Origin of the sequence: Aliiroseovarius sp., from assembly GCF_965228805.1 — a bacterium.
In the GTDB taxonomy this organism is placed as follows: Bacteria; Pseudomonadota; Alphaproteobacteria; order Rhodobacterales; family Rhodobacteraceae; genus JASBTN01.
The window spans coordinates 1,540,211-1,566,734 of the sequence record NZ_CBDDIE010000003.1; the positions used below are offsets into that span (position 1 = coordinate 1,540,211).

24 protein-coding genes are annotated in these 26,524 nt (G+C 57.2%); 13 read left to right on the top strand and 11 right to left on the bottom strand.

Going from position 1 to position 26,524, the window contains the following annotated elements; translation table 11 throughout:
* Nucleotides 1-19: 19 nt before the first annotated feature.
* The 3 genes from phnD to ACO07D_RS08750 form a co-directional block, all read right to left on the bottom strand.
* Nucleotides 20-925: a phosphonate ABC transporter substrate-binding protein gene (gene phnD, locus ACO07D_RS08740; protein ID WP_421702564.1), complete on the bottom strand. Its 906-nt coding sequence runs from the start codon at nucleotides 923-925 to the stop codon at nucleotides 20-22.
* A 56-nt stretch (nucleotides 926-981) separates the two neighbouring features.
* Nucleotides 982-1,797, bottom strand: a complete 816-nt coding sequence (gene phnC / locus ACO07D_RS08745) for a phosphonate ABC transporter ATP-binding protein (RefSeq protein ID WP_421702565.1) — start codon at nucleotides 1,795-1,797, stop codon at nucleotides 982-984.
* A 364-nt stretch (nucleotides 1,798-2,161) separates the two neighbouring features.
* Nucleotides 2,162-3,091 (bottom strand): DMT family transporter, encoded by a 930-nt coding sequence (locus tag ACO07D_RS08750; protein ID WP_421702566.1) that lies wholly within the window; start codon nucleotides 3,089-3,091, stop codon nucleotides 2,162-2,164.
* A gap of 108 nt (nucleotides 3,092-3,199) precedes the next feature.
* Between ACO07D_RS08750 and ACO07D_RS08755 the strand changes: the two genes are divergently transcribed.
* Nucleotides 3,200-3,385, top strand: a complete 186-nt coding sequence (locus tag ACO07D_RS08755) for a helix-turn-helix domain-containing protein (protein ID WP_421702567.1) — start codon at nucleotides 3,200-3,202, stop codon at nucleotides 3,383-3,385.
* Complete coding sequence (locus ACO07D_RS08760) at nucleotides 3,336-4,154, top strand: LysR substrate-binding domain-containing protein (RefSeq protein WP_421702568.1); 819 nt, start codon at nucleotides 3,336-3,338, stop codon at nucleotides 4,152-4,154. Before ACO07D_RS08755 ends, ACO07D_RS08760 begins: the two co-directional genes overlap by 50 nt.
* Nucleotides 4,155-4,396: 242 nt before the next feature.
* Here the strand turns inward: ACO07D_RS08760 and ACO07D_RS08765 are convergent, their stop codons facing one another.
* Nucleotides 4,397-4,933 (bottom strand): recombinase family protein, encoded by a 537-nt coding sequence (locus ACO07D_RS08765; RefSeq protein WP_421702569.1) that lies wholly within the window; start codon nucleotides 4,931-4,933, stop codon nucleotides 4,397-4,399.
* 292 nt (nucleotides 4,934-5,225) lie between these two features.
* Here ACO07D_RS08765 and ACO07D_RS08770 point away from each other — a divergent pair, with 292 nt between their 5' ends.
* From ACO07D_RS08770 to ACO07D_RS08805, 8 genes are all read left to right on the top strand, one after another.
* The gene (locus ACO07D_RS08770; protein ID WP_421702570.1) at nucleotides 5,226-5,867 is read left to right on the top strand and encodes a helix-turn-helix transcriptional regulator; all 642 of its coding nucleotides are present in this window, start codon (nucleotides 5,226-5,228) and stop codon (nucleotides 5,865-5,867) included.
* Nucleotides 5,864-6,814 carry an ornithine cyclodeaminase family protein gene (locus tag ACO07D_RS08775; protein ID WP_421702571.1) on the top strand — a complete coding sequence of 317 codons (951 nt, stop codon included), beginning with the start codon at nucleotides 5,864-5,866 and terminating at the stop codon, nucleotides 6,812-6,814. The genes ACO07D_RS08770 and ACO07D_RS08775 overlap by 4 nt, the downstream gene beginning before the upstream one ends.
* A gap of 102 nt (nucleotides 6,815-6,916) precedes the next feature.
* Nucleotides 6,917-8,395: a threonine synthase gene (thrC, locus tag ACO07D_RS08780; RefSeq protein WP_421702572.1), complete on the top strand. Its 1,479-nt coding sequence runs from the start codon at nucleotides 6,917-6,919 to the stop codon at nucleotides 8,393-8,395.
* Nucleotides 8,396-8,469: 74 nt separating this feature from the next.
* The gene (locus ACO07D_RS08785) at nucleotides 8,470-9,270 is read left to right on the top strand and encodes a transporter substrate-binding domain-containing protein (RefSeq protein ID WP_421702573.1); all 801 of its coding nucleotides are present in this window, start codon (nucleotides 8,470-8,472) and stop codon (nucleotides 9,268-9,270) included.
* A gap of 91 nt (nucleotides 9,271-9,361) precedes the next feature.
* Nucleotides 9,362-10,057, top strand: a complete 696-nt coding sequence (locus ACO07D_RS08790) for an ABC transporter permease (protein ID WP_421702574.1) — start codon at nucleotides 9,362-9,364, stop codon at nucleotides 10,055-10,057.
* Nucleotides 10,054-10,743 (top strand): ABC transporter permease, encoded by a 690-nt coding sequence (locus ACO07D_RS08795; RefSeq protein ID WP_421702575.1) that lies wholly within the window; start codon nucleotides 10,054-10,056, stop codon nucleotides 10,741-10,743. The genes ACO07D_RS08790 and ACO07D_RS08795 overlap by 4 nt, the downstream gene beginning before the upstream one ends.
* 8 nt (nucleotides 10,744-10,751) lie before the next feature.
* Nucleotides 10,752-11,492, top strand: a complete 741-nt coding sequence (locus tag ACO07D_RS08800; protein WP_421702576.1) for an amino acid ABC transporter ATP-binding protein — start codon at nucleotides 10,752-10,754, stop codon at nucleotides 11,490-11,492.
* Between the two features lie 74 nt (nucleotides 11,493-11,566).
* A complete protein-coding gene (locus ACO07D_RS08805) occupies nucleotides 11,567-12,559 on the top strand; it encodes an IS30 family transposase (RefSeq protein WP_421701032.1) in 993 nt (330 codons plus the stop codon).
* Between the two features lie 986 nt (nucleotides 12,560-13,545).
* Here ACO07D_RS08805 and ACO07D_RS08810 read toward each other — a convergent pair.
* Genes ACO07D_RS08810 through ACO07D_RS08825 form a run of 4 tightly spaced genes read right to left on the bottom strand, consistent with a single transcriptional unit; the run spans nucleotide 13,546 to nucleotide 19,729 of the window.
* Nucleotides 13,546-14,415 (bottom strand): TauD/TfdA dioxygenase family protein, encoded by an 870-nt coding sequence (locus ACO07D_RS08810; RefSeq protein ID WP_421702577.1) that lies wholly within the window; start codon nucleotides 14,413-14,415, stop codon nucleotides 13,546-13,548.
* A gap of 24 nt (nucleotides 14,416-14,439) precedes the next feature.
* On the bottom strand, nucleotides 14,440-16,245 hold the full coding sequence (locus tag ACO07D_RS08815) for a class II aldolase/adducin family protein (RefSeq protein ID WP_421702578.1): 1,806 nt from the start codon (nucleotides 16,243-16,245) through the stop codon (nucleotides 14,440-14,442).
* Entirely contained in the window at nucleotides 16,242-17,321 is a 1,080-nt protein-coding gene (locus tag ACO07D_RS08820; protein WP_421702579.1) for a mandelate racemase/muconate lactonizing enzyme family protein, read from the bottom strand. Before ACO07D_RS08820 ends, ACO07D_RS08815 begins: the two co-directional genes overlap by 4 nt.
* Nucleotides 17,318-19,729 (bottom strand): FAD-dependent oxidoreductase, encoded by a 2,412-nt coding sequence (locus ACO07D_RS08825; RefSeq protein WP_421702580.1) that lies wholly within the window; start codon nucleotides 19,727-19,729, stop codon nucleotides 17,318-17,320. Before ACO07D_RS08825 ends, ACO07D_RS08820 begins: the two co-directional genes overlap by 4 nt.
* A 108-nt stretch (nucleotides 19,730-19,837) precedes the next feature.
* Between ACO07D_RS08825 and ACO07D_RS08830 the strand changes: the two genes are divergently transcribed.
* Nucleotides 19,838-21,034, top strand: coding sequence for an aromatic ring-hydroxylating oxygenase subunit alpha (locus ACO07D_RS08830; protein WP_421702581.1), 1,197 nt, complete (start codon nucleotides 19,838-19,840; stop codon nucleotides 21,032-21,034).
* Here the strand turns inward: ACO07D_RS08830 and ACO07D_RS08835 are convergent.
* The 3 genes from ACO07D_RS08835 to ACO07D_RS08845 form a co-directional block, all read right to left on the bottom strand.
* Nucleotides 21,031-21,651 carry a helix-turn-helix domain-containing protein gene (locus ACO07D_RS08835; protein WP_421705013.1) on the bottom strand — a complete coding sequence of 207 codons (621 nt, stop codon included), beginning with the start codon at nucleotides 21,649-21,651 and terminating at the stop codon, nucleotides 21,031-21,033. The genes ACO07D_RS08830 and ACO07D_RS08835 overlap by 4 nt on opposite strands.
* 133 nt (nucleotides 21,652-21,784) lie before the next feature.
* Complete coding sequence (locus tag ACO07D_RS08840) at nucleotides 21,785-22,702, bottom strand: DMT family transporter (RefSeq protein WP_421705014.1); 918 nt, start codon at nucleotides 22,700-22,702, stop codon at nucleotides 21,785-21,787.
* A 129-nt stretch (nucleotides 22,703-22,831) separates the two neighbouring features.
* Nucleotides 22,832-23,743 carry a LysR substrate-binding domain-containing protein gene (locus ACO07D_RS08845; RefSeq protein ID WP_421702582.1) on the bottom strand — a complete coding sequence of 304 codons (912 nt, stop codon included), beginning with the start codon at nucleotides 23,741-23,743 and terminating at the stop codon, nucleotides 22,832-22,834.
* Nucleotides 23,744-23,866: 123 nt separating this feature from the next.
* Here ACO07D_RS08845 and ACO07D_RS08850 point away from each other — a divergent pair, with 123 nt between their 5' ends.
* Together ACO07D_RS08850 and ACO07D_RS08855 are read left to right on the top strand one after the other, a co-directional pair.
* Nucleotides 23,867-25,003, top strand: a complete 1,137-nt coding sequence (locus ACO07D_RS08850; protein WP_421702583.1) for an aromatic ring-hydroxylating oxygenase subunit alpha — start codon at nucleotides 23,867-23,869, stop codon at nucleotides 25,001-25,003.
* The gene (locus ACO07D_RS08855; protein WP_421702584.1) at nucleotides 25,000-26,301 is read left to right on the top strand and encodes an NAD(P)/FAD-dependent oxidoreductase; all 1,302 of its coding nucleotides are present in this window, start codon (nucleotides 25,000-25,002) and stop codon (nucleotides 26,299-26,301) included. The genes ACO07D_RS08850 and ACO07D_RS08855 overlap by 4 nt, the downstream gene beginning before the upstream one ends.
* Nucleotides 26,302-26,524: the final 223 nt, after the last annotated feature.

Genomic DNA, 26,524 nt, shown 5'->3' on the forward strand with positions numbered 1-26,524 from the left:
CCCGGAGAGGCTGCTGAAATCAGTTGGATTTCGCGCGGCGCGCTTCGATGATCGACAGGTAGGCGTCGTGGGTGATCGGGTCGAAGCCCAGGCTTTCGCCAGCCGAGATGTTGTAGGTGCAGTCCTTGTCGGCGTCATACATGCCGTCGATCAGGGCGGTCATGGTGGCCTTGACGTCGGCGGGCAGGGCGGTGCGCAGCACGATCGGGCCTTCCGGGATCGGCTTCGAGCGCCAGATCTCGACCAGGTCGTTCATGTCGATCAGGCCCGCGTCCACGGCCTTGCGCAGCGCGCCCGAGTTATAGCCGTCTTCCCAGTTGCCCTGGCCGTCGGCCCAGGTCACACCGGCGTTCACGTCGCCGTTGTTGACCGCGACGATGGTCTGCTCGTGGCCGCCGGTGAACTTGACCTCACCGAAGTAGTCGCCGTTGTCCATGGTGGCGTTGATCTCGGTCGGGATCTCGATCGAGGGGATCAGGTAACCGCTGGTCGAGTTCGGGTCACCGAAGCCAAACACCTGGCCCTTCATGTCCTCCAGCGAGGCGATGCCGCTGTCCTTGCGGGCAAAACCGATCGAGTGGTAGCCGTAGGAGCCGTCCAGGTTGATCTTGACCAGCACCGGCTCGACCGCGTTCGGGTCTTCCAGGTAGGTCTTGGCGTAACCGCTCGCGCCCAGCCAGGCCATGTCGATGGAGCCGCCCAGCAGGCCCTGGATCACGCCATTGTAATCGGCCGGGGCGAACAGTTTCACCGGCACACCCAGGGCTTCCTGGGCGTAGGTCTGCAGGCACTCATGCGAGGCCAGGCGGTCCTGGGCGTTCTCGCCGCCCAGGATGCCGATGCGGAACTCGGTGATGGTGTCGGCGGCCAGGACCGGGGTGGTCAGGGCCGTGGTTGCCACGATGGCAGCAAGCAGTTTTTTCATCGTTCAGATCTCCGGTTAAGACGCCCGCCCCCAGTGGCCGGGCGCGATGATGAAATTCAGATGGCGACTTCCGCCGCGCGGATTTCGGTGTCTTGGATGGTCTCGATGGCGGTCGAGGTGGCGGCTTCCGAGAAACTGTCTCCCGCGCCATAGATGTCGCGCGCCACGCCGGTGGTCAGCTGTTCGGGCGTGCCGTCAAAGACCACACGGCCCATGCGCATGCCGATCACCCGGTCGCAATAGCGGCGCGCGGTGTCCAGCGTGTGCAGGTTGGCGATGACCATGCGGCCGTCTTCCTCGTGGATACGGCGCAGCGCATCCATCACCACCTGCGCGTTCATCGGGTCGAGCGAGGCGATGGGCTCATCCGCCAGGATCAACTTCGGGTCCTGCATCAGGGCGCGCGCGATTGCGACGCGCTGCTGCTGCCCGCCCGACAGGGCCTCGGCGCGTTTCGACGCATGGGCGGCCAGGCCCAGACGCTCCAGGATGTCGATGGCGCGATGCACATCCTCGGTCGGGTAGAGGTTGAACATGGTCGCCAGGGTGGACCGGCGATTGAGCGTGCCATGCAGCACGTTCGACACCACATCCATGCGCGGCACCAGGTTGAACTGCTGAAAGATCATCGCGCAGTCGCGCTGCCAGGCGCGTTTGGCAGCACCCTTCAGCGTGGTGATCTCGCGCCCCTCGAAGCTGATCGACCCGTCCGAGGCATCGCCCAGACGGTTCAACATACGCAGCAGTGTGGATTTGCCAGCGCCCGAGGCCCCGATGATGCCGATCATCATCGGACGGTCCACGGTGATGTTCGCGCCGTCCACCGCGGTGGCCTCGCCGAAACGCTTGGTCAGGTTCGTGATCTCGAGCATGTGCCCCCCGTTCAGTTGCGGCGGGGGTAAAGGGCGGATGATTCCGCCACATGTCGGTTTGATGATGTTTTTGTAACGGGGCGGGGGCTGGGCGTGTGTCGTCAGGGGCAGCCGGATCTGCGTCCGTAACGAGCCCACACCGGAAGTGTCAAAATCTTGCTGCGCGCGCTCGCAGCGCCGGTTTTTCTGCAATGGCATAAAATTTTACGCTGCCTTGCAAAAGGGATAGCAGCCGTTGATGAATTGCGCAGCAAATCTGAAACCATGAATTGGAAAGGTGCGGGACAAAGTGAGCTTTCGCTGCCAATTCACTAGTGACTGCTTCACGTCGCTTGGTGGAAGTGCTGCATGTCTTTAGTCTTCGTCATTCGCGCTTCAGAACCATAATCCCCGCACAGATGATCATAAGCATCCCCAGCAGGGTTGTTGCGGTGGGAGCCGTGTTGAAGAACACAAGATCCCAGGTCGCGGCAAACACAAGATAGCTGTATTCAAAGGTTGCGACAGTTGATGGCGGTGCGGCCTTGTAAGCACCGGCGATCCCGAGGCCGATCAGCACAGTCAGGATCGCCAGCAGCCCCAAAATCATCCATTCAGTTTGGTCAACCGCTGACCACTTGCCAAGCAGATTGGGATAGGCGCGCACCATTGCTTCGTCTGGGGTCCAGAGCAGCAGAACACTGCTCACGGCCATGCCTGCAATCAACATGACCAGTTTAAGAGACAGCGCCAGTGCTGCAACCGTCACAACCTGGCATTTCGTTCGTGTCAGGATGTGCGCCAGAGCATAGAATACAGCACCACCGACAGGCGCAAGCGCCCAGAGCGAGAAGGCGTCTGTGCCAGGCTGCAACAGCACAAGGACACCGGCAAAGCCGAGCAGCACCGCGAGCCAGCCGCGCCAACCGACGGGCTCGCCGATGACACAGGCCGATATGATCGTGACAAAGATTGGGGCGGTATAGGTCCCCGCCCCGAGAACGGACAGGCTGACAAAGGGGATGGCGCCGTAAAACGACAGAAACATCAGTGTCATGAACAGGGATCGCAGCAACACCCACGGTCCGAGTGCATCCTGCAAAAGGCGCCGGTCAGTTCTCTGCAAGACGGAAACGGCGTAAAGCAACGGCAGCGCGAGCATGGCCCTCAGCGAAAAAATCTGTCCCAGAGGCATCTCGCTGCTGAAGAACTTGAAAATCACATCCTGCACTGACGTTATGAAAAGGGCCACCACGACCAATATCACGCCGCGCACGACATTGTTGGGGCGTGCCTGTGCCTGAACCATACTCATTGTGTTGCCCGATCTTGCCAATACATCACCTGAAACCGCACCGTATGGCACCCGTCAGCGTTTGATTATCCCTTGCAAACTGAAGTCAGCAGTTAGTATTCTTAAACAATGGAACGTGCGCCTGTTTATGGGATAGAAGTGTTTCTCACGATCGTCCGGGAGGGCTCCTTGCGGGCTGCTGCCGATGCGCTGGGTGTCGGCGCCCCTGCGGTCAGTCTTCAGTTGAAGTCTCTTGAGGAAAAAAATGGGCGTCGGGCTCATTCACCGCACGACGCGCAGTATCGAACTCACTGAAGCCGGCCGCGTTCTGTTTGAAGCCGCCGCGCCCGCCTACAGAGATATGGTGGATGCAGTGAAGAAAACCCGGGATACGGCAACCACGCTAACGGGAACCCTGCGCCTTGCGGCAACACGGGGCGCCTATGTCACTGCCATCGCGCCGGTTTTGTCATCGTTCCTGGCAGACCATCCGGGGCTTAATATCGACATTTCGCTGAACGAAAGCCTGACGGATATTGTCCGAGAGGGCTTTCACGCCGGGGTTCGGCTCGGGGATATTCTCGCGCCTGAAATGGTCGCCGTGCGGCTGACTCCGCCCTTGACGCCTGCATTCTCAGCAGCGCCGTCTTATCTGGATCAGCATGGACGCCCGTCGCATCCCAGGGATCTGCTGAACCATCAGTGCATACGCTACAAGCTTCCGTCGGCCAAGAAGCTCGCCGCCTGGAAGTTTGTCGAAAACGAGCAGGAAAAGATCATTAATCCCCCGTCCCGGCTTACTTTCGACAATATCGGGGGCGTCGTACAGGCAGCTCGTGACGGCCACGGAATCGGCTGGTCCCTACGCGCAACCATCAATGACCATCTGAAATCAGGTGCGCTTGAAACGGTTCTGGAAAACTATGTGAAGAACCTTCCTCCGTTTTATCTGTATTACCCTGAACAAAACCGGCGCGTGGAATGCCTGCGTGCATTTATTGACTATCTGGTGTCACACCTGAAGCGGGACCACGGCAGCTACAGCCGCCAGTATAATAGCGAACTCACTGGATTACGCCCTTAACCTGCTCCAAGAATGACAAAGGGCTCATGCCGGGTGCCGGTCTGCAAACCCGCAGCGGTTGGCAGGTGGCCACAAGAAGTTTCAGAACGCCTATGTGCGGTTGAAATGTTGGCGGCCGCGCTCCGGATCGAAACCTGAACCGCGCTAGTTGACGCAATGGAAGCCGACATTCATCTTTGCCGCAGCATCAGTCGAAATGGGTTCGTTTGTTGAATCCGCCGCGCCCAGAACGAACGGCGGCTTCAGGTTTCGGCATCAGCGAGCGCCCGATAGACCGTCATCCTTGAAACCCCTAGATCACGGGCGATCTGGGCTTTGGGAGTACCCTCGCGCGCCAATCGTCGGATTTCATTGTCATCAACGGATTTCCGCCTCCCCTTGTAAAGGCCCTTGCCCTTGGCCGCTTCGATTCCTGCACGCTGCCGGTCACGAATGAACTTGAGTTCCATGTCAGCCACCATCCCAAGAACTGTGATGACTTTGCCGCCGTTGCCTTTCTTTGTGTTTGCTGACGCAGCGTCCGTTCGCGGTCGCGGCACGCTAATTGATGCGTTGCAGCCGCTGTCGCCAGATCGATCATTCAAAACTGCGCTGATGCTGAACTCCTGAACCGCAATTTTGCTGCGGCCGAGATCGATTATAAAGATGCGAGCGCTGCCGATATCAAAAATCTGCTCTTCACTGATGCAGCATTCCTTTACTATTGCGACACCGTTGTCGTCACCACGTCTGCCAGAACGCGGTAATAGGATCCGGGCAAATTCAGGTAACTTTGTCAATTCAAACAGGTAGAAGGCAAATGCGGATCTTCTCTTAACGGATCAAAACGCTCAATGTCATCGCGTTTGGCTTATGTTCATAAGTTGCCTCCAAAGCCGCTAGTCAGTCGCACAAGTCACAACGGTGACCGCGTGCGCGACCGGATGACGTTGATGGGACTGGCACCAAGCAGAGCGGAACCCCAAGGTGGAAAATTTAACAGGCACAGCATTCAACCGCCCTTGCAGATGAGACAAAATGTGGAATAGTGTGCAACTTGTTTGTATTCATGAACTGTGAAGCTTCAATAAAATGCCGCATCCCCTACATAAAATTCAACCCATCGCTCAAGCCGTTGCTGATCTCTTTGGTCCTCATGTCGAAGTGATTTTGCATGACCTCGAAAATGACGAAATTTTTGCAATCTACAATAACTGCTCGGGGCAAGAGGTCGGCATGCCTTCGAACCTGGGACTGGGTGACAGCGGTGAAGTCCTTACCAAAGATGTGTTTGGACCCTACGAAAAGAGCGGGGTGAATGGTCAGGCCGTCAACTCCATTTCTGCTGTGATAAGAGATGACGAAGAGAGGGCCGTTGGTCTGCTTTGTGTAAATGCTGACTATTCGAAATTCCTTGGTGCACACCAAATTCTGAGTGAACTTATCACGCCCCCTCGTATGGAAAAACGACCCGAAGTTCTGTTCAGGAACGACTGGCAGGGGCTCATAATCAATGAGATAAACCACTTCCTCGAAAAGCATAATCTTGCCCAAAGTGAGATGAAGCCAGAGCAGCGTCGTCTTCTTCTCAAGCAGATTGATGGCAAAGGGCTTTTGTATGCGCGTCGCTCTGTGGACCAACTGGCTGCGATTTTAGATGTGTCTCGCTCAACACTATATAAAGATCTCGTGCGTGTGCGGGAAAACGACATCGTTCGAAAGGTTCTGTCATGACACAAATCTATACGCTGGAACAGATTAAGACCGTGACTGAGAAGATGGATTTCTCGAACACGCTTGAGCAGGGATTTGTAGCGTATTCTCAGGGCGAAGTTGTGGTGCCGCCGGTTGGAGAACTGACCTTTGAGCAGCCGCCAGGTGATACACATATCAAATATGGCTATATCAAAAACGACGACGTCTACGTCATCAAGATTGCTTCTGGGTTCTACGATAACCCATCAATCGGCTTGCCGTCGAACTCGGGGCTGATGCTTGTGTTTGCGCAGAAAACCGGCGTTCTTGAGGCCGTGCTGTTGGACGAAGGATACCTTACGGATATTCGCACGGCTGTTGCGGGGCAAATTGCAGCCAAGCAGCTCGCGCCCAGTCAAGTCGACGCGATTGGGGTGTTCGGGTTGGGCATTCAGGGCAAAATGCAGGTGGAGTATCTGAAATCCGTGACGTCCTGCCGAAAGGTGATGGCTTGGGGCCGATCTGACGCGAAGCTGGACCAATATGCAGCCGACATGGCAGAGCTTGGTTTCGAGGTCGAAGGGACCAGAAACGCTGCTGAGGTGTGTAGTGCCTGCAATCTCATTGTGACGACGACCCCGTCTCAACAGCCCCTGATCACGGCCGAGATGATCCGGCCGGGGACACATATCACTGCGATGGGATCCGATACGCCCGAGAAACAGGAACTGGATGCCGATGTGGTGGGCAAGGCCGATCTGGTTGTTGCCGATTCCATTCCGCAATGCCTGCAGCGAGGAGAGTCTTTTAAGGCCATAAACGCTGGGGCATTCCGGGCCGAACACCTGCAAGAGCTGGGGCATGTCATTTCTGGGCATGCGGTTGGAAGAACGTCCGATTCACAGGTCACAATCGCCGATCTCACCGGCGTGGCGGTACAGGATATTCAGATCGCAAAGGCCGTACGCGCGGCTCTAAACACATAGCGAATTTACAGTGTCACCTTCATAAACGTGACATGAAACTGGACTAAATGTGTAACTTAGATAAACTGTGTATCACGCAGTTGAGGAAGATAACGGATCACGATGATGGAATTTGTGAGCACTCGCGGTAAAGCCAAGGCAGTTGGCTTTGAAGATGCGCTGTTAAACGGCATGCCCGAAGACGGTGGTCTATATGTGCCTGCTCATATTCCAACGGTAAGTGCATCGACGCTGGCAAGCTGGGCAAACCTGCCGTTTAACGATCTGGCGTATGAAATCCTGTCGCAGTTCATCGATGACGGCGTGATTCCCGCTGGCGATCTGAAAGAACTGATCGCTAAGAGCACCGGCACTTTTACCCATCAGGATATTGTGCCGGTTGTGCCCCTGCCAAATCACGAAAATCAGTACCTGTTAGAGCTGTTCCACGGCCCTACCCTGTCGTTCAAAGACGTGGCCATGGGATTCTTGCTGAACTGCATGGACTATCTTCTGAAGCGCCGGAACGAAAAAGTCTCGATCATTATGGCCACAACCGGTGACACAGGGCCTGCTGCGGCCTTTGCGTCGTGCGGCAAGCAAGAAACGATCGACTGCTGGGTGCTATACCCCCGCGGCTTTATTTCGGAAGAACAGGAACGGCAGATCACCACATTGGGGCAGCCCAATGTCCATGCCGTCGCCGTTGAAAACTGCCCCAACGGTGCGGATGATCTGGATGACGTTCTGTTTGATATGTTTGACGACCGTGACTTGGTCAAAGCATACAATCTGTCCAGCGTGAATTCCGTGAACTGGTGCCGGGTGATGTTCCAGTCGATCCACTATTTCTACGCCTATTTCAGGACCGTCGAAAACGTGGGAGACCCGATAACGTTTTCAGTCCCTGCAGGGGCCTTCGGAAATCTTTTTGCGGGGTTTCTGGCGCGCGAAATGGGGTTGCCAGTTGAAACCTTTATTTGCGCTCAAAACCGCAACAGCCCGCTGCATCGCTTGCACCAGACAGGCACCTACGAACGCCTGCCGCTTGAGGTGACGCCGTCAAACGCAATCGATATCTCGTTGCCTTACAACTATTGGCGCTTCCTCTACTTTATCTCCGGCCAAGATCACGCCGCTTTGGACGGGTGGATGCGGGAGATGCAGAAGACTGGGCGTATCACATTTGATCAGAACATGTTGAATGGCATTCGGCGCGGATACGAGACGGCGTCGATCTCTGACCAGAATACGCTGGACACCATCAAGCATGTTTTTGAAACCTGCGATGGTTATCTTTTGGATCCGCATGGCGCAGTGGCCGTTACGGCGTCACTGGACTATGCAAGGCGAGCGCCCAAGGGGACCAAGATCGTTAGTTTGCTGACAGCGCACCCTTCAAAATTTCCTGATGTGATCCAAAAAGCACTGGGTTCGGAACGCGACCTTCCGGCCTCGGCCCTACATCCGTCGATTGAAGCCGTGAGAAACCAGTTTCAGGCGGTGTGTCTGATAGATTGTCCGAAGCTCAAGGCTGCGCTGGTTCATGGGCTGGACGCAAGCTCAACCTCGCGTGCGACCCATGGTGGTGAACAGGCCTGAGGTGAAAATGCAAACTGAAGATGAACCCCAAGTTCGACAACGGGTGTTCTAAAACGAAGCAAGGGAGAACTGTGATGAAGAAAATGAAACTGGCTTTTGCGGCGATCGCGGCGACGATGACATTTGGGGCATCTGGCGCTGCACAGGCGGAAACGCTTCGTGTGGGTATGGAATGCACGTATCCTCCGTTCAACTACCGCTCCGAAGACGGTGATCTGGCCGGCTATGACGTCGATGTTGCAAAAGGCGTTGCCGAAATCATGGGCGTCGAACTGGAGTATGTCTGTCAGGAATGGGGTGGTATGATCCCGGCGCTGCTGGCCAATAAATTTGATCTTATTATCGCTTCCATGTCGATCACCGAGACACGTCTGGAGAAAATGGATTTCTCGCGCCCATACCGCGACTCGATTGGTCGCATGATTGGTCGCAAGGGGTTGAACAAAGAACTCTTTGATGCGGATGGCAATCCGATCGCAGCCAATTTTGATGGTCTGCGCGTTGGCCTTGAACGCGCATCCACCTACGAAGCCTGGTTCAATGCCAAGGTGCCTGATGCTGACGTCGTCTACTACGACGGTACAGAACCGATGTACCTTGATCTTATCAATGGCCGCGTTGACGCGATCATGTCAAACCCGATGAAGATCCATCTCAAGTTTCTCAGCCAGGAACGTGGCAAAGACTATGAGTTCATCAGCCCGTCTCTGAATGAGGAAGAGTTCTTTGGAATCGGTGTTGGCATTGGTCTGCGCCAGGGCCAGCCCGAACTGAAAGCACGTCTAGATAGTGCCTTGGATCAGCTGATCGCGGAAGACAAGCTTACAGAGTATGCACTGAAATACTTCCCCTTCGCGATATACAACGAAAACTGATCTGAGTTCAGTTCCCTGAAAACAGGCGCAACCAAACACCATGGTTGCGCCAAGTGCCGCTTGGCGCTTGCAGAATTTCGGAGCACATACGATGAGTAGCCTGTCCGGTTGGTGGGATGATTTCTTTTGGGGATCCGTCGTGGTTTTGGAGGTGTTTCTGGCATCTCTGGTTCTGATGGTTGTGTTTGGTTTGCTTGGGGCCGCGGCCAAGCTTTCAAACAAACCGGTTCTGACAAAACTCGCGGGCGCATATACCGTCATCTTTCGCGGGACGCCTGAAATCCTGGTTATCTTGTTGTTGTATTTCGGTTCGGCAATCACGCTGACTGCGATTGCGCAAGTCTTCGACCCGGAAGTTAAGTTTGTTGATATTCCACCGTTCTGGGCGGGAACGCTTGCCATTGCGCTGGTTGTCGGAGCTTATGCGACCGAAACGTTTCGCGGCGCTTTCCTCGGTGTCAAACAAGGCAGCATCGAAGCCGCATATGCATTGGGATTATCGACCTTCCAGGTGTTTTTCTATGTCCGCGTCCCCGAGATGTGGCGTCTGGCATTACCTGCTTTCGGGAACCACATGCTGTCGTTGGTCAAAGACACGGCCTTGATCTCGATCATCGGGCTGAACGAAACTCTGTTCGTCGCCAAACAAGCCATTGGCACAACAGGTCAACCTTTCACGATGTATATCGTCGTTGGCGCAATTTACCTGGGGTTTTCAACCGTCATCACCCTAAGCGTTATGGCGCTTGAACACTATGGGTTTCGCCACATGAAGAGGGCAAAATGAGTTTTGACCTTTCGATAATCGTGAACGCCTTGCCGCGGATGCTTGGCGGCATCGGCATTACATTCCAGCTGCTGTTTCTTTCTGCGATCCTTGGGTTGATTGTTGCAACAGGTCTGATGCTGATGCGCATAAGCGGTAAGTGGTATCTGAACTACCCTGCCCAGGCCTATATCTATATCTTTCGCGGCACCCCGATCCTGGTGCAGATGTTCATCATCTACTACGGCTTCCCTCAGCTTGACTTTATCCGCGACAGCTTTCTGTGGCCTATTTTCCGGGACCCGTTTGGATGTGTTGTCGTCGCTTTGACCCTAAACTCGGGCGCCTATGCATCCGAAGTTCTGCGCGGAGGCGTTCTGGGTGTAGATCAGGGCATCAAAGAAGCGGGCGAAGCCTTGGGGCTGTCTGCACGGCAACGCTTTGTCTATCTAGTGTCACCCATCGCCATTCGCCTGTCTCTGCCAGCATATGGCAACGAGTTCATCAGTTTGCTGAAATCGACCGCCCTGGCAAGTACCGTGACATTGATGGATATGACCGGAATCGCCCGCACCATCGTTGCTCAGACATATGCCCCATATGAGGTCTTCATCTCGTTGGCCATCGTTTACATGATCCTGACATTCATCATTCAAAAGTCGATCGGCGCGATTGAATACCGGATCAGCGGATATACTCGAAAGTGAGGCCGAACATGTCTTCCACACTTATCCAACTCAACAACGTAGAAAAATACTACGGCTCGTTTCATGCTCTGAAAGACATCAACCTAACGGTTGAGAAAGGTGAGCGCATTGTTGTTTGTGGTCCGTCCGGGTCGGGGAAATCCACGCTGATCCGGTGTATAAACCGGCTGGAAAAACACGATTCAGGTCAGATCGTGATTGACGGCATCGAACTGACCGATGAGTTGAAAAACCTGAATGCAGTGCGTCGCGAAGTCGGCATGGTATTCCAGAGCTTCAATTTATTCCCTCACATGACCATCCTGAAAAACCTGACCCTGGCGCAAACATTGGTGCGTAAGATGTCCAAGTCTGAAGCAAAAGATGTTGCGATGCACTTCCTCGAAAAAGTGAAGATCGCCGAGCAAGCTGAAAAATACCCGATTCAGCTGTCCGGAGGACAGCAGCAACGGGTGGCGATTGCGCGTGCGCTTTGCATGAAACCAGAAGTTATCCTGTTTGATGAACCGACATCGGCCTTGGATCCTGAAATGATCAATGAGGTTCTGGAAGTGATGGTTGATCTCGCAAAAGAGGGCATGACGATGATCTGCGTCACGCATGAAATGGGGTTTGCACGCGCCGTTGCAGACAGGGTTGTGTTCATGGACAGTGGAGAAATTGTTGAGATGGCCGAGCCTGCTGAATTCTTCGAAATGCCCAAAAGCGATAGGACAAAAGCTTTCCTCAGTCAGATTATCGGCCATTGAACCTGTTTCAAGGCACATTCTAAACTGGGAAGCGACTTTTCCTCTATCCTACTGGAAAGTCAGGAGAACAGTTTATGAAACGAACCGAGCTAAATCTAGCCGAACGGCGCAAAATCGAGGACCTTTTGCATAGGAAGGTAAAAGTCGCCGAGATTGCGCGCCAGATCAATCGCCACCGTGCGACTGTCTATCGTGAGATCAAACGCAATTTCTTCAAGGATGAAGAGTTGCCTCAGCTCAATGGCTACTACGGGATGCTTGCCCAGAAATCGGCGGCTGATCGCCGTGCAAGACGTCGCAAACTGGTGCGTATTCCTGAACTCCGGGAAGCTGTGATAGGACGGCTCCAAGAAGGTTGGTCACCGGAACAGATTGCAGGTCGTCTAAAGCTTGAAGGTCATGCAACGACCGTCAGTCATGAGACGATTTACGCCTATGTCTACAGCCCAGACGGTCAATCACAGGCGTTGGCACGTTACCTTCCAGAACGGCGGAAGAAGCGAAAACCGCGCTATTCTCGCACACCTCGCGGCATGATGTTCCCGCTTGAAAGATCGATCCACAACAGGCCTGAGTACATAAAAGAACGTTCAACTTTTGGGGAATGGGAAGGTGATCTTATGATTTTCCGGCAAGAGCACGGGAAAGCAAACGTCGCATCGTTGGTCGAACGGAAGACCCGCTTTGCAGTCTTGTTCCGCAACAATGATCGCAGTTCGAAACACTTCATGGCGAAACTCATGAACGTAATGGAACCCCTGCCCCAGATCGCGCGCCAGTCTATTACTTTTGATCGCGGAATTGAGTTCTCGGGATGGCGAAAGCTGGAATCAGGAATTGGAACGAGCGCCTGGTTCTGTGATCCGCAGGCCCCATGGCAAAAAGGCTCGGTTGAGAACCTGAACAAACGGGCTCGAAGGTATTTGCCGCGCGATACCCCGATCGCGGCGCTCTCAAATCGCGACATGAAGGCGATTTGTGACCGCCTGAACGGAACACCAAGGAAATGTCTTGGGTGGCGAACGCCAACAGAAGCATTCACCGAAGAACTGAGAAAACTTGGATAACAAGAAATGTCGCAACCTAACTTGAGTTCACACAAAAAGAGGAGTTCGGTGAATAGCGGACTGAGGTAGCGTCGTAACAAAAGTGAAATTGCCCGCACACCGGAGATTTTCACCTTCAAGCTCGCTGCCTGAGGCAACCATAACCAGTCTTTCTGATGCGCTCCAATTGGCGGAAATTCGGGAGCACGGAAATTTTAAGTTTCTCAACAACATCTGCAAGTAGCTGCCATTTGATCAAGGAATAGTGAATAACAGCTTCCCCCCGATTGAGTTCGTATGGCCTTCAGTCCAGCACCATTTAAGTTTGCCAGCCCCAGCCTGAAATCAAACGGCCTCGGATTGGATCCGAGGCCGTTTTCTACATTTGTAGGACAAGATGACCTTTTGAAACTTTTAGGTTATGTCGGGCGACGCACCACAAACAACTGTGGCGCTCCATCTGACATTACCTATCCACACATGAAAAACCCTTTTAATTCAGTCACTCATATCACGGCGACACGGTATACTGACCAAAAATTTCGTAATGAACTACCTTCTTTTTATGGAGCGACCGATTGCCTCGTCGTACCCCACAAAATGCAAATCCCCACTCAGTTGCTCTAGAGACCGAACCGACAATCTGAGTAGAACGCCTTATCAATGATCCGGCGAGCCGCCGTTCGACGAAACATTTCTAATAGTCAGCTGCGCGGACTAAGCGGCCTTTTGCATCCGCGACTAGTGCTGACGCAGCATGTTGTTGCAGCTGCGGTACACCCAACTTGCCATCGCAGCCGAAGTCGCGGTACCGGTCATTCATAGCCATGATAGTGCCCGGATCTCAAACCATCTTCATACCCATTCAGCCAGTGCTTGCGCAAAAAGCTATCGAATTTACCGCGAGGATGAAAAACCAACACTCAATCACAAGCCGGTGTTTGACCCCGAATGGCATGCGTTCAGCCCGCCAAACCCTGTCTCAAACGAACCGGTATCTACGGCTGTCACTGTTGAACGACTTCCGGGGCAACATATGGCGCGCGCCGGTCCCGTGCGACGGTAATGCGATTCATCTGCCGATGCGCGGGAAAGTGATCCCCGACCGCATAATGCTGGGTCGCAAAATTGTCCCGCATGACCACGGTACCGGGGCGCCATTTGACCCGCACCTGAAAGTCGGGCTTGTCGATCAACTCATAGATCTGCTTAAGCACAGCGCGGCTTTCATCCGGCTCCAATCCGGTAATCCGCAAGGTATAAGATACATTGGCATAGATCAGCGGCCGCCCGGTGGCCGGGTGCGGCATGATCAGTTTGTGCAACACCTCGTTGCCCTGTTCCGCGCCCCAGTTTTCCAGCGTCTCAGCCCGGTCGCCGTCCTTGCCGTTGTCCAGCCGAGTGTCATAGCCTGCGCGGATGTCATGCACCGCATAGGCGTCTTTCAACTTTGCGCGCAGGTCTTCGGGCAGCGCGTCATGCACCGCATACATCGAACACCACAGCGTATCGCCCCCCACAGGCGGGATCACACGCCCGTGCAGGATACAGCCAAAGGGCGGCTCTTTCATCGCGCTCATGTCGCTGTGCCATTCGGCGTTTTCCGGTTTGCTTTCGGCAGTGTCCTCGATGATGGCGATGGGCGGATGGCCATCGACAGACCGGTAGAACGGATGCACCGGCATGATCGGGCCGAGGCTGGCGGCCAGCGCAGTTTGCGCTTCGGGCGTGATATGTGCGTCGCGAAACACCAGCATCTGATGTTCCATTAACCCGTCATAGATCGCCTGTGCGGTGGCATCGGTTAACGGCGCGTTCAGGTCGACATCGTTGACTTCGGCACCGATATGGCCTGTTAGTTTGGTGAATGTGACCATCGTGACCTCCTGTTCGATGCGGAATCAGAACGACTTGTAATCGGCATATTTCTCGTCGATCAGCCGGGTGATCGCGGCCCATTCCATGCCCCGGTTGGGCTGAGGACCGGGATTGCCCCAGTGATGCGTATGTTGGATCACCGCATCGCTGGGCTGCACGGTTTTCACCCCCGCAGACAGCACATCCACCTGCGCCTTGCAGGCGTTCTCAAGCGTATAGAGGTAATAGAAACACTCGCCTGCGTCGCGCCCCACAGTCAGCAGACCGTGGTTGAGCATGATCATCGCGTATTTGTCACCCAGATCGGCACCCAGCTTTTCGCACTCGCTCTCGGATGCGGTGGCGTCGTCATATTCATGATAACAGACCTGCCCTCCGATCTCATTCGCCTGCTGACTGAGCGGTAGCAGCCCGCAGTCCATGGCTGAAACGGCAATACCTGCGCGGGTGTGGCTATGGGCGGCGAAGTTGATTTCGGGCCGGTGTTTCAGAACGGCCGTGTGGATTTCATGGCCTGCGTCATTCACCGGATAGTCGCCCGCAACAACCTCACCCTCCATCGTGACCTTGATCAGGTTGCCTGCCGTCACCTCGTGAAACAGCAGCCCATAGGGGTTGATCAGGTAATTGTTTGGCTCTCCCGGCACGCGGGCCGAGATATGGGTGTAGATGAAATCGGTCCAGCCATAATGGACGAAACAGCGATAAAGCCGGGCCAGATCCAGCCGCGCCTGCCGTTCGCCATCGCTCATGTTGGAGTGGGGCATTGGGTTTCCTTTCCGGTGCGGCCTAGACGCCCAGACAGACGTAATGTTTGCGGGTGCCGGAATAATGCATCGACCGTGTTGAAAGAGGTTGTTGTCCAGCAGAACCAGATCACCGGGTTCCATCTTCAGCACTTGCGTGGTGCGCCAGATCGCACCGCGGATTTGCAGGACCGTTTCCATCGGGATCGGTTCGCCATCCCCAAAGGTGGAGTTGCCCTGAATTTCATCCTCTTTCAGGCCGTGCTCCCAATAGACATCGTTTTGCGTCCAGAACGAGGAGTGCATTTCCGACATCTGGTTCAGCCAGACCTCTTTGCCCTTATACTCCTGAAACACCTTAGCCCGGTGCCAGGTTGTCATCGACCCGTTCGGCCCCCAGTCGTAATTGATGCCATGCCTGGCCAGATAGGCCTCAGCCTCGTCCTTGTTCGCGACACCCAGAGATTGCTTCCAGCCGACGACCTGCGCGGTGTTTTCTTGCGGATACCAGCGATAGTACCGGATGTCGCGGCGGCGGGCTTCCTCGACGATCGCGGGGGCCAGTTCACCGGGGGTCAGGCGGTTGTCGTTGACCGGCACCTCGCCCCCCTCTTCGGCGGCTTTTTGGCAGTAAAACATGATATAGGTCGGGCCGCCGGGCATATAAGCCATTTCATTATGGGGCGAGAGCGTCACGCCGGGCGGCTCGAAGCTGGTGACGTTGACGTTGTTTTCCTGCTTGTCCCGCACCGCGTTACCGCCGGTGTAATCATGCGGCTTCAGCCCCATTCGCGCGCAAAACGCGCCGAATTCGTCCTGAGATGTGATCGGCACGTCCTTGAACAGGATCGCCGGATGCGCGTCGATCTCACGCCGCATCAGGTTGCCCGCACTGGCGGCCAGCGCCTCCAAGCTGTGGCCTGCGCTGTCGGGGCGCACCCGAAACAACGCGTTGCCAATATGCGGGATGCTTTCGGGAAAGGCCGGGTGGTCCGAGCCGGGCAACCCCCGGATGCCCCGGATCGGCACCCGTGGCAGATGGGACGTGTCGGGTTGAAACTGATGCCATGTTACGTCTGTCATTGGCCATCCTCCTCGGCTGGAAACAGGGTTTCGGGTATTGTCCCCAGCCCGGGGCCGGGGCCTGCGCAAACGCGACCCGGGGCTGGGCGCGCGATCATGGACCGATCTGTGTCGATCGGGTCGGTGAGGTCGATGGAAGAGATCAGCATGGCGGGCGGCGTTCCAACCGCCAGATGCAGCGCCCCGGCACCGGCCACCTGACCGGCCCACCAGCCATCGATGCGCACCTTGATCGCCGCCGCCGCACAGGCATCGCGCACCGTGCGCCCAACGCTGAGCCCTCCGATAGAGTCAGATTTGATCACCAGCGCCGCCGCTGCGCGATCCTGAATGGCACGCATATAGGTGGGCAGGTCCTTCAGGCACTGGTCCAGCATCACCGATGCGTCAATGCCGCGCGCCACAGCCAGCCCGTCGTCGTATTCGTCACAGGGTTCCTCCCACATCACGCGGGGGTCATTGATTTCTGGCAGTGCGCGGATAGCGTCGTCGGGCTTCAGCGCGCCGTTAAAATCGGCCAGCAGCCTCTGATCGGGGCGCATCGCCCCCAGTACAGCGCGCACGCGGGTCAGATCATTGTCGAGCGTGTCTGACCCAAGCTTGGCTTGAACCACATCGAAACTTTGGCTCTGGGCGCGCACGATCTCAGCCATGACCTCGGGCGCTTCGCAAGAAAGCGAGAGGTATTCGGGGCAATCCGCCGCCCTCGCACCGCCCAGCAAACTCGACACCGGCAGGCCAAGCGCGCGGCCCATCATGTCGAGCATCGCCAGATCTATTCCGGCCACCACGTATTGCAGTCGCTTTTCACCGTCGCGCCATATTGCCAGCAGGGCTGGGAGGTCGGCCAAGTCGATACCTTGGAGAGCTGGGAGACAGTCATCCTCCAGCGCTTCGATCTCCGCCACGCTCCAGGTGGGCGGGCGGACGAATTCGCCGACCCCCACAGTGCCGTCATCCGCCGTCAGGCGCAGCAAACGGTGATAAAGCACAGTCTGACGGCCCATCGACATGGCATAGCCGTCGCCTTTGAAGCGCGGTTCCAGCGGGAGGGTTTCGACGCGGTCGATCTTCATGCTTTCAACCTCTCGTTTTCGGGGTCGAGCACGGGTTCGGCCAGAACCCTGGCTTTCTTCATGTCTCCAAACAGGGTGACTTCCAATGCGGTGCCGGGTTTGGTCGCGTCGGGCCTGAGGAAAGCGAAGGCGAGGCTGCGGCCCGTATTGGGGCCATAGCCGCCGGAGGAGACGGAGCCGACCTTTTTGCCGTTCAGGAACACCGCTTCGCCGCCTAGAACGTCGCTGTCGGTGACCTCGACCTCCAGATAGGCGATGCGCGACGTTTCCCCGGCCTCCGCGCGCCGCGCCACGGCATCGCGGCCGACAAAATCCTTGTCGAGCTTCACGAACCGCATCTGGTCGGTGTGGACAGGCGACGCATCATTGGCCAGTTCATGCCCGCCGCGATAGGCCTTTTCCATGCGCATCATCTCCAGCGCCTTGGAGCCGAAGGGGGTGATGCCGTGGGGTTGGCCTGCGTCCCAGAGCGCGTCCCACAACTGCCCAAGATGGGCGTTGGGGGCGTGCAACTCCCAGGCCAGCTCGCCCGAGAATGACATGCGCATGGCAATTACGGGCACGCCCGCCACGGTGATTTCGCGCGCCTTCAGCCAGCCGAACTCGGCGTTTTCCAGCGAGGCGTCGGTCTGGGTCGCCAACACTTCGCGGGCCTTTGGACCGGCGATAGTCAGGATGCCCCAATCATCCGACAGGTTTTTCACGGTCACATCCTCGCTCCCGCGCTGGTGGATCGTGATCCAGTCCCAGACGCGGCGCTCGGAGGGGCCACCGGTGACGAACCAGAAGCGATCTTCGCCAAGGCGCGCGATAGTGGCCTCGCCCTCGATCGTGCCCTGTTCGTTCAGGAGCAGCGTCAGGCAGGTGCCGCCCGGTTTGCGCGGCATCCGGTTGGCGCAGAGGCGGTTGAGGTAAGCCTCGGCCTCGGGCCCCGTGATCTCGAACTTGGAAAAGGCGGTGAAGTCGCCCAGGCCCACACCTTCATGCACGGCGCGCGCCTCGGCCAGGGCGGCCTCCCACGAGGGGCCACGCCGCCACACTTTGGGTTCGACCCCGCCCCAATCCTTGCCATAGACCCGCGGGCGCTCCCAACCGCTCGCATCCTCATAGACCGCGCCAAGGGCCTTGGTGCGCTCATGCGCGCCAGAGACCCGAACATCGCGGCAGCTCTCATACTGGATCTGCGGATAAGGCAGAGACAGGCGCGTCATGTAGTTTTCGCGGCAGCGCTGATAGGCGTGCTCTTCGTCGACCCAGGCGCCAAAGCGGCGCGGATCAAAGCCACGCATGGAAATATCCGCTGTGCCATGCACCATCCATTGCGCCAGCGCCCGGCCCAGACCCGGCCCCCAGGCGATGCCCACCGTGGCGCCGCAGGCCAGCCAGTAATTCTTCAGCCCCGGCGCGGGCCCGACCAGCGGATGGCCATCAGGCGTATAGGTGATGGCGCCGTTCACAATGCGTTTGATGCCGCGCTCCATCAGGGCGGGGTAACGCTCAAAACACTTTTCTAACCAGGGGGTTATCCGGTCGTAATCCGGCTCGAACAGCTCGTTCTCGCTGTCCCAGGGGCAGCCCTCGCGCCATTTGGCGAGCGCGTCATGGGTGTCATAGAGCCCGATCAGCGCACCGCCCTGTTCGCGGCGCAGATAACCGGTGAAGTAATCGTCGCGGGTGACAGGGATTTCGTGGCCCATGGTTTCGAACTCGGGCACGGTATCCGTCACCACATAATGGTGCTGCATCGGTACGATGGGCAGGTCGAGGCCGGAAAACGCACCGATCTGGCGGGCGTGATAGCCGCCTGCGTTGACCACATGTTCGCAGATGATGTCGCCCAGTTCGGTGGTCACCTTCCATTCGCCCGAGGGCAGTTGCTGCACATCCGTCACCCGATTGCGCCGCTTGACCTTGGCCCCCCGCATCCGCGCGCCCTTGGCCATGGCTTGGCAGGTACCGGACGGGTCCACATGGCCATCGTCAGGCGTATAGATGCCGCCGATGATGTGCGAAGTGTCATAGATCGGGTTCAGCTCGGCGATCTCGGCGGGCGTGACCCAGTGGCATTCTTGCCCGCGCGCCAGCACCGCGTCGCGGGTGTGCATCAGCCAGGCCCGGTGATCCTCGGTCGCGCCGACGCGCAGCGAACCGCAATTGTGCCAACTGACGCCCTGTTCGGTTTCCTCTTCGATCCGTTTGTACAGGTCCACAGCATAATCGTGGCAGGTGCCCAACGCATGGCCCGGCGTCATCCGGCTGACCAGCCCTGCGGCGTGCCATGTTGCGCCCGATGTTAGTTCCGCCTTTTCGACCAGAACGGTATCCGTCCAGCCCTCCTTGGCCAGATGATACAGAACGGCTGCGCCCATATTGCCGCCGCCGATCACCACCACGCGCGCTGATTCCATGCCCTGTTCTCCGCTGTCCTGCGGTGACTATCGCCGCAAAGAAAAAATTTGCATAGTATTTTTTACCGCAGGAACAATACTGGGGATATTCGTGATTCGGAGGATGTCATGGACGGTGCAGTCGTAGCGGAAACCACAGAGCAGCGGATCAAGCGCATTCTGGGCCCGGAAGGGTTCGAGCAGGTGTTCCGCCCGATCGAAGAGGCCGGCGGCCTGCCCAATGCCGCCTATTGGTCGCCCGAATGGCACGAGTTGGAACAGGAGCTGATCTTTCGCCGGGCTTGGGTGTTTGCGGGCGCGCGGGCCGAACTGCCCGAGCCCGGCGACATGAAGCCGCTGGAGGTGGGCGGCATGCCCATCGTGCTGGTGCATGGGCGTGATGGCGAGATCCGCGGGTTTCAGAATGTCTGCCGCCATCGGGGCATGCAGCTGGTCACCGAACCGTGCAAGAAGGCGACGCTCACCTGCCCCTATCACAAATGGGCCTATGGGCTGGATGGCAAGCTGCGCTCGCGCCCGCATTTCCAAGGGCCGAACAAGGCCGACAGTTTCAAGGATGGCGGCGGGGAAAAGCTCGACCTCGTCCCGGTGCGGGTCGAAGAATTCTTTGGCTGCCTGTTTGTCAATATCTCGGGCGATGCCGACCCGCTGGATGTGTGGATGGCGCCTGTGCTGGAGCAGCTGAAGGGCTATGACCTCTCGGCAATCCGCTGGGCCGGGAAGCTCGATTTCGAGATCGAGGCCAACTGGAAACTGGCCTATGAGAATTACATGGAGGGCTACCATGTCTTTGCCCTGCACCCCCGCCTGCTGGAATTTGCGCCGATGGATCTGCGCTGGTCCGGCGAGTGGCGTGGCAATACGTTCGTCAACGGCTATCGCTTCCCCGAAATCCAAGTGGGCCGGGGCGAGGGGCTGCCGCATTACCCGGGCCTCTCGGACGAGGACCGGATGCAGGGGCAGTGGTTCCTGACCATGCCGCATTTTGCAGTCGAGATTTTTCCCGATCAGTTCACCGTTCTGGTGGCTTATCCCGACGCACCCGATCATTGCCGTGAAGAGCTACATGTCTTTCTAATCGGGGATGAGGCCGCAACGGGTGAGAAATACGCCAAGGAGCGTGCCGAGGTAATCCAGATGTGGGATGATCTGAACCGCGAGGATATCTCTATCCTCAAGGGGATGCAGCAGGGGCGTCGATGCTCCGGCTATGATGGCGGGCGCTATTCGCCCCACTGGGAGGGACCGACGCTCAGCTATGCGCGCAAAATCGTCGAGATGATGCTGGAACAGGAAAGCGACTAACGCTGCATCATGATGACAGGAGTGTTGGACAGGATGATCTGCAGATCATCGGTGCCATTGTTGAGATACCGATGCGGTTTATCGCCGGAAAAACCAAAGCTGTCCCCTTTCTCAAGCACAAATACCTTTCCGTCCACTTCCAGCGTCAGTTGCCCTGTCAGCACATAACCCGCCTCTTCTCCCTCATGCGACAGAGGGTTATCGCCGGAATTACCGCCGGGTGAAAACTGCATCATTGTCATGACCAGTTGTCCGTCAACAGACGGTGTCAGCAGGTGGTCCGTCTCACCCAGGTATTCGGTGCCCGCGAGCCGTGAGTAGTCAATTCGGCGGCGGAATCCTTTGCGCACCACATAGGCATCCTCAACGGGATCGTCGCTGGGGGACGCGGGAAACAGCCAGCCAATCTCGACCGATAGGGCCTTGCTGATACGCTGCAGCGCGTCCAATGACGGCTGCTTTTGCCCGCGCTCGACGAGGCTGAGGAACCCGACGGACAAGGACGCAGCCTGGGCCAGATCATTCAGCGTCAGGTTCTGTGCCCGCCGCATCGCCCGGATCTCTGCACCGACAGCCCGGCCGGCCTGGCTTTCAATCGTATCCTCTTGGTGTGACAGGGCCCTTTTCCTCTTCCAGCCTGAAGCCTCCTATCCGTTATAAAGCAATCGGATCGAAGCTACAGGGCATGTGGGAAAAAATGGCCGGATTTGTTTACTCACGGAATAACGGTTCTTAAGGCGAAGTTCTTCTTTATCCCGATACGGGCGGCGGGCGTCGCCGTTTTCCCGAAACGGCATTTCCGACAATCGCAATCAACAGGACGCTGCCGCCAAGCAATGTGTGGAAGGTGGCCGTCTCGCCCAGAAACACCCAGACCCATACCGGACCAAGCAGAACCTCCGCCAGGGACAAAAGGACAAGTTCCGCGGCCGGAAGTCCGCGTGATCCGATCGTGTACAGGATAAGGCCCGTCCCGACCTGGAAGACACCCATGGCCATGGCGATGCCTCCGTCCCTTGGCGACAGAAGCACCGACAGTTGCAGGTACTGGCAAATAGCAAAGGTGATGAAGATGGCGAACACGCCCGACAGGAACACCGACGGCAGCATATCGCCGGATTTCCCCCAGCGCAGGGCCACGGTGAAGACTGCAAACCCAAGTGCCGAGCCCAATGCGGCAAGGCTGCCGTTCAAAGCACTGCCTTCGGATTTGTCCGCCACCATGATCGCAATGCCGCCGATCGCAACGACGATCGCGACCCAGGTTGCGGGGCGAACGCGTTCTCTCAGCACGACCCATCCCAACACGGCAGCAAGGAAAGGGGCAGTCGCAAACAGCAGCATCGCGTTCGCAACGGATGTGGCCTGAATGGCATAGATCGCCCCTGAATAGGCCGCGACCAGTGACAATCCGGCGATCACGGCAGGAAAACCAAGACGGCGGATCTGGGCAAATGGTGTCTGGCCTGTGCGCGATCGGATCACGACATACAGAAACAGGCTGAGGCTGATGGATCGATAGAGCAGGATCTGCCAGACAACAGCGTCTTCGATCAACCGGATGCCGAGCCCGACTGTTGACCACAGGACGCCAGCCGCGAAAACAAATAACACGCCTTGCCTGTGGCTTTCACTGCGGGGTGAGATTCCGTTCAATGCAGTTGCCATCTCTCCCTCGCCCTCGACGCCCTTTTTGCTCAATCGTATTGAAATAAGGACCAAAGAACCGCCTGATTGCGACATTGGTGATTTTCAGCGATGTGAACAGCGGGCAACCGCAGGGTGCCCGGCGTCGCCCTAGCCCATTTTCAGATCTGTATCGCAGGTGAAATGGTTCGCCTCTTCGCGCAGCCAATCGGCAAATTGGACCACATGTGCCGCGCCTTCGCCGGGCCCCTGTATCAGGTAATAGCCATATCCGCCGAGTTTCGTGTTGATTGGTGCGATCATTCGGCCTGCCTGCAGGTCATCATTCACCAGGCAATCGGCCAAAGCGAACCCCTGAGCGTCGATGACCGCCTGCATGCGGACGCTTGGATCCACAATTTCCGGCCCGGCCAGAAACACGGGATCGGTAAGGCCCAGCTGGGCCAGCCAGGCGCGCCATGCTTCCTTGGTCTCATCATCATGCAACAGCGGATAGTCTCTGAGGTCACCTGCACCAAACCTGTCTTGTCGACCTTCGATCAGCACGGGGCCACAAACAGGCATCAGGTCTGCATCGAATAGCTTTTCGACAATGCCGTCCCGCCAGGTGCCGTCGCCCCAGCGGACCTCGATATCATAGCCCTGGACCAGATCCCCGGACGCTGAGGCAAGCACGAGACGGATGCCGACCCCGGGGTGTTGCGACATGAACCGCGGCAACCGGCGTGACAGCCATCTGGTGGCGAAATAGCTGGTCGTGGCGATTGTGATGCTCTGCGGATCGGTTTGCGTCTGGCGTTTCAGCTGAGCGATGCAATCCGCGATGTCCTGCAGGCTGGCCTGCAGGACGGGAAGCAGCTGCGCCCCTTGCGCCGTCAGTGCCACGTTCCGACCGCGCCGTTCAAACAGGCGGAACCCCAGATCGTCTTCCAGTGTTTTGATCTGATAACTCACCGCGCCCTGAGTGATGCCGAACTCTTCGGCAGCCCGAGTCAGGTGCTCCAGCCGACCGGCGACCTCAAAGACCCTGAGCGCATAGAGTGATGGTAGCGCACGGCGCATTCATCAAGTTCCTTAATTGGTTTGATCCAAATTTCTGCATTGTTCGAGAAGGGCAATCAAGCAAAGAATAAACATCGCAGGTCAGGTGCCGAAACCGATCAATCCTTTTCAGGAAAAAACCTCATGAACGAACACGTCAATCCGCAGGTTCCAATCGATGCAGGGCTGTTCGATCCCGACAACCCGGAAACGTCTTGGACGCTTCCGGCGGATTGGTATTACCGGCCCGACATTCATGAGATGGAGCGTGAGGCGATCTTTTTTCGGACTTGGTCCTATGTTTGTCATGTGTCCGATGTCCGCAATCCCGGGGACTACTTCTGCGCGGAGATCGCCGGGCAAGGTGTGTTCATCATCCGCGACAGGGCGGGCGAATTGCGGGCGTTCTACAATGTGTGCAGCCACCGGGCACATCCCCTACTGGAAGGCAGCGGCAACACGAACCTGATCGTGTGCCCCTATCATCAATGGTGCTACCAGTCGGACGGGTGTTTTCGTGGTGCCCGCGGACGGGACACTCTGAAAAGCTGGATCCCCGAGAACGCGAACCTGAAACCGGTGCGGCTGGAAAGCTATGGCGGGTTGCTGTTCGTCAATCTGGATCCCGACGCTGTTCCGCTGATCGAACAGGCACCGAAGCTGCTAAAGGACATTTACACCTGCTGCCCGCGTTTTGATGATCTGATCCGCATCAGCCGCAACGAATTCGAAGTGGCCGCCAACTGGAAGACCATCGTCGACAACAATCACGAATGTTATCACTGCCACGCCAACCATCCTTCGCTGATGGAACTGGTGGACTATGATACCAAGGCGGTGTGGAGCGATGACGGTATCACCTTTTCCCACACGGTCGAGCGCAAGGAGATCGACAACAGCGCCTATGCACTGGAACGCGACGCAATCGCGCAGGATTCGCTCTTCAGCTATATCTGGCCGTCTCACATTCCGTTGTTCTTTCCCGGCAGCCCCAGCATGGTGATGTTCCAGGTCCTGCCGCTTGGCCCCGAACGGTCACTCATCCGGCATGACTGGTTCCTGCTGAGCGATCAGCCCGGCGCACAGGAAGCCGCGCTGATGGACTGGTTTTCGGGCACGCTGGCACAGGAAGATATGGGGATATGCGAGAAGGTGCAGAAGGCTCTGCACTCAAGAGGGTATAAGCAAGGCAAGTTCGTGGTGGACCGGGACCATCCGGAGTTTTCCGAACATCATGTGCATTTCTTCCAGCAATTCGTCTATCGGGCGTTGATGGCATGACGCTGCAGATGCCAGATTCCTACTGGGCGGCCACGGCGGAACCGGGGGATCATTATCTCGCGCTGGACGGTCAGCTAAAGACGAGCGTTTGCGTGATCGGCGGCGGTTATCTGGGCCTGTCCACCGCGCTGCATCTTGCGGAAAAGGGCGTGGATGTTGTGCTGCTTGAGGCCGGTCAGCCCGGATGGGGCGCGTCCGGGAGCAACGGTGGCCAGATCATTCCCGGTTTCAAATCGGAACGCTCGGACCTGATTGCGAGCATGGGCGAAGAGGCTGGCAGCAGGCTGTTTGCCTGGTCAGGCAGCTTTGTGGACGACACGCTGGACCTGATCGGCCGGCATGGCATCCGCTGTCAGGCATCGCGCGCGGGCTGGTTGCAACCGGCCCATTCCGTCAATTCGTTCAACGCCTATGAAAAACGGGTTGCCGAATGGCAAGCCGAAGGGATCGAGGCCTATATGTTGGACCGGTCCGAGGCCAGCGCGGCGCTTGGGTCGGACTGGTATATGGGCGCTTACTATGATCCGCGCGGCGGGCGGCTGCATCCACTGTCCTATACGCGCGGTCTTGCAAGGGCGGCCGCCGGGGCAGGCGCATGGATCTTTGGCGATACCCTTGCTGAACGGGTCGAGTGGTCCGGTGACATATGGACGGTCAGGGCCGCGACAGGCGACGTGCAGGCAGATCAGGTTTTGATCTGCACAAACGCCTATACCGACAGCGGGCAGGCGCTGGTGCCCGGTCTGGCGCAAAGCATCGTGCCCATTCCCTCCTACATGGTGGCGACCGCCCCGCTTTCGGACAACCTGCGCAAATCCATTCTGCCGGGCGGCGAAACCGCGGCCGATCTGAAAAAGCTGACGAACCATTTTCGTCTGGAAGAAGACGGCAGTTTCCTGTTCGGCGGGCGGGGCGACCTGACTGAAACCGATGATCCGTCAAGCTTCCGTTGTGTCACTGCCAAACTGGCGGAAATCTTTCCCCAACTGAAGGATCAGCCCATTGCCTATCGCTGGTCGGGCCGGGTTGCGATCACGACAGATGGCGTTCCTCATCTTCACAATCCCGCGCCGGGGCTGTGGGCCGCGTTGGGGTGCAACGGGCGGGGTATCGGTTTCGCGACATCCTACGGAAAGCTGATGTCAGATCTGCTTTCAGGCATGCCTGCTCTCGACTCTCCCGTTCCCGTCACCGCTGTCAGCCGGATACCGTTCCACGTCTTCCACCTTATCGGTGCGCGCGCAGCGCTGTGGTGGAAAAACCGCCAGGACACCCGGGACAGACATGCGAAGCCGTGAATTCTACCGTTCAATGTTCCCAGAAAAACCACATTAGATCGACTGGTTCAGCGAGAATTTCTTGCAAAGAGAGGTATTCATTCAGTCGACGCGTTCAGTTGCAGAAGGTGCTTATGATCAGAAGTTGGATCCCGGCATGATATTCTGCGCAGAATCTCTGGTGCCGCCCGAAAACGGGGATTTCTTGATCAAGCTGGAAGACCAGATTCTGGTTGCCGAAACC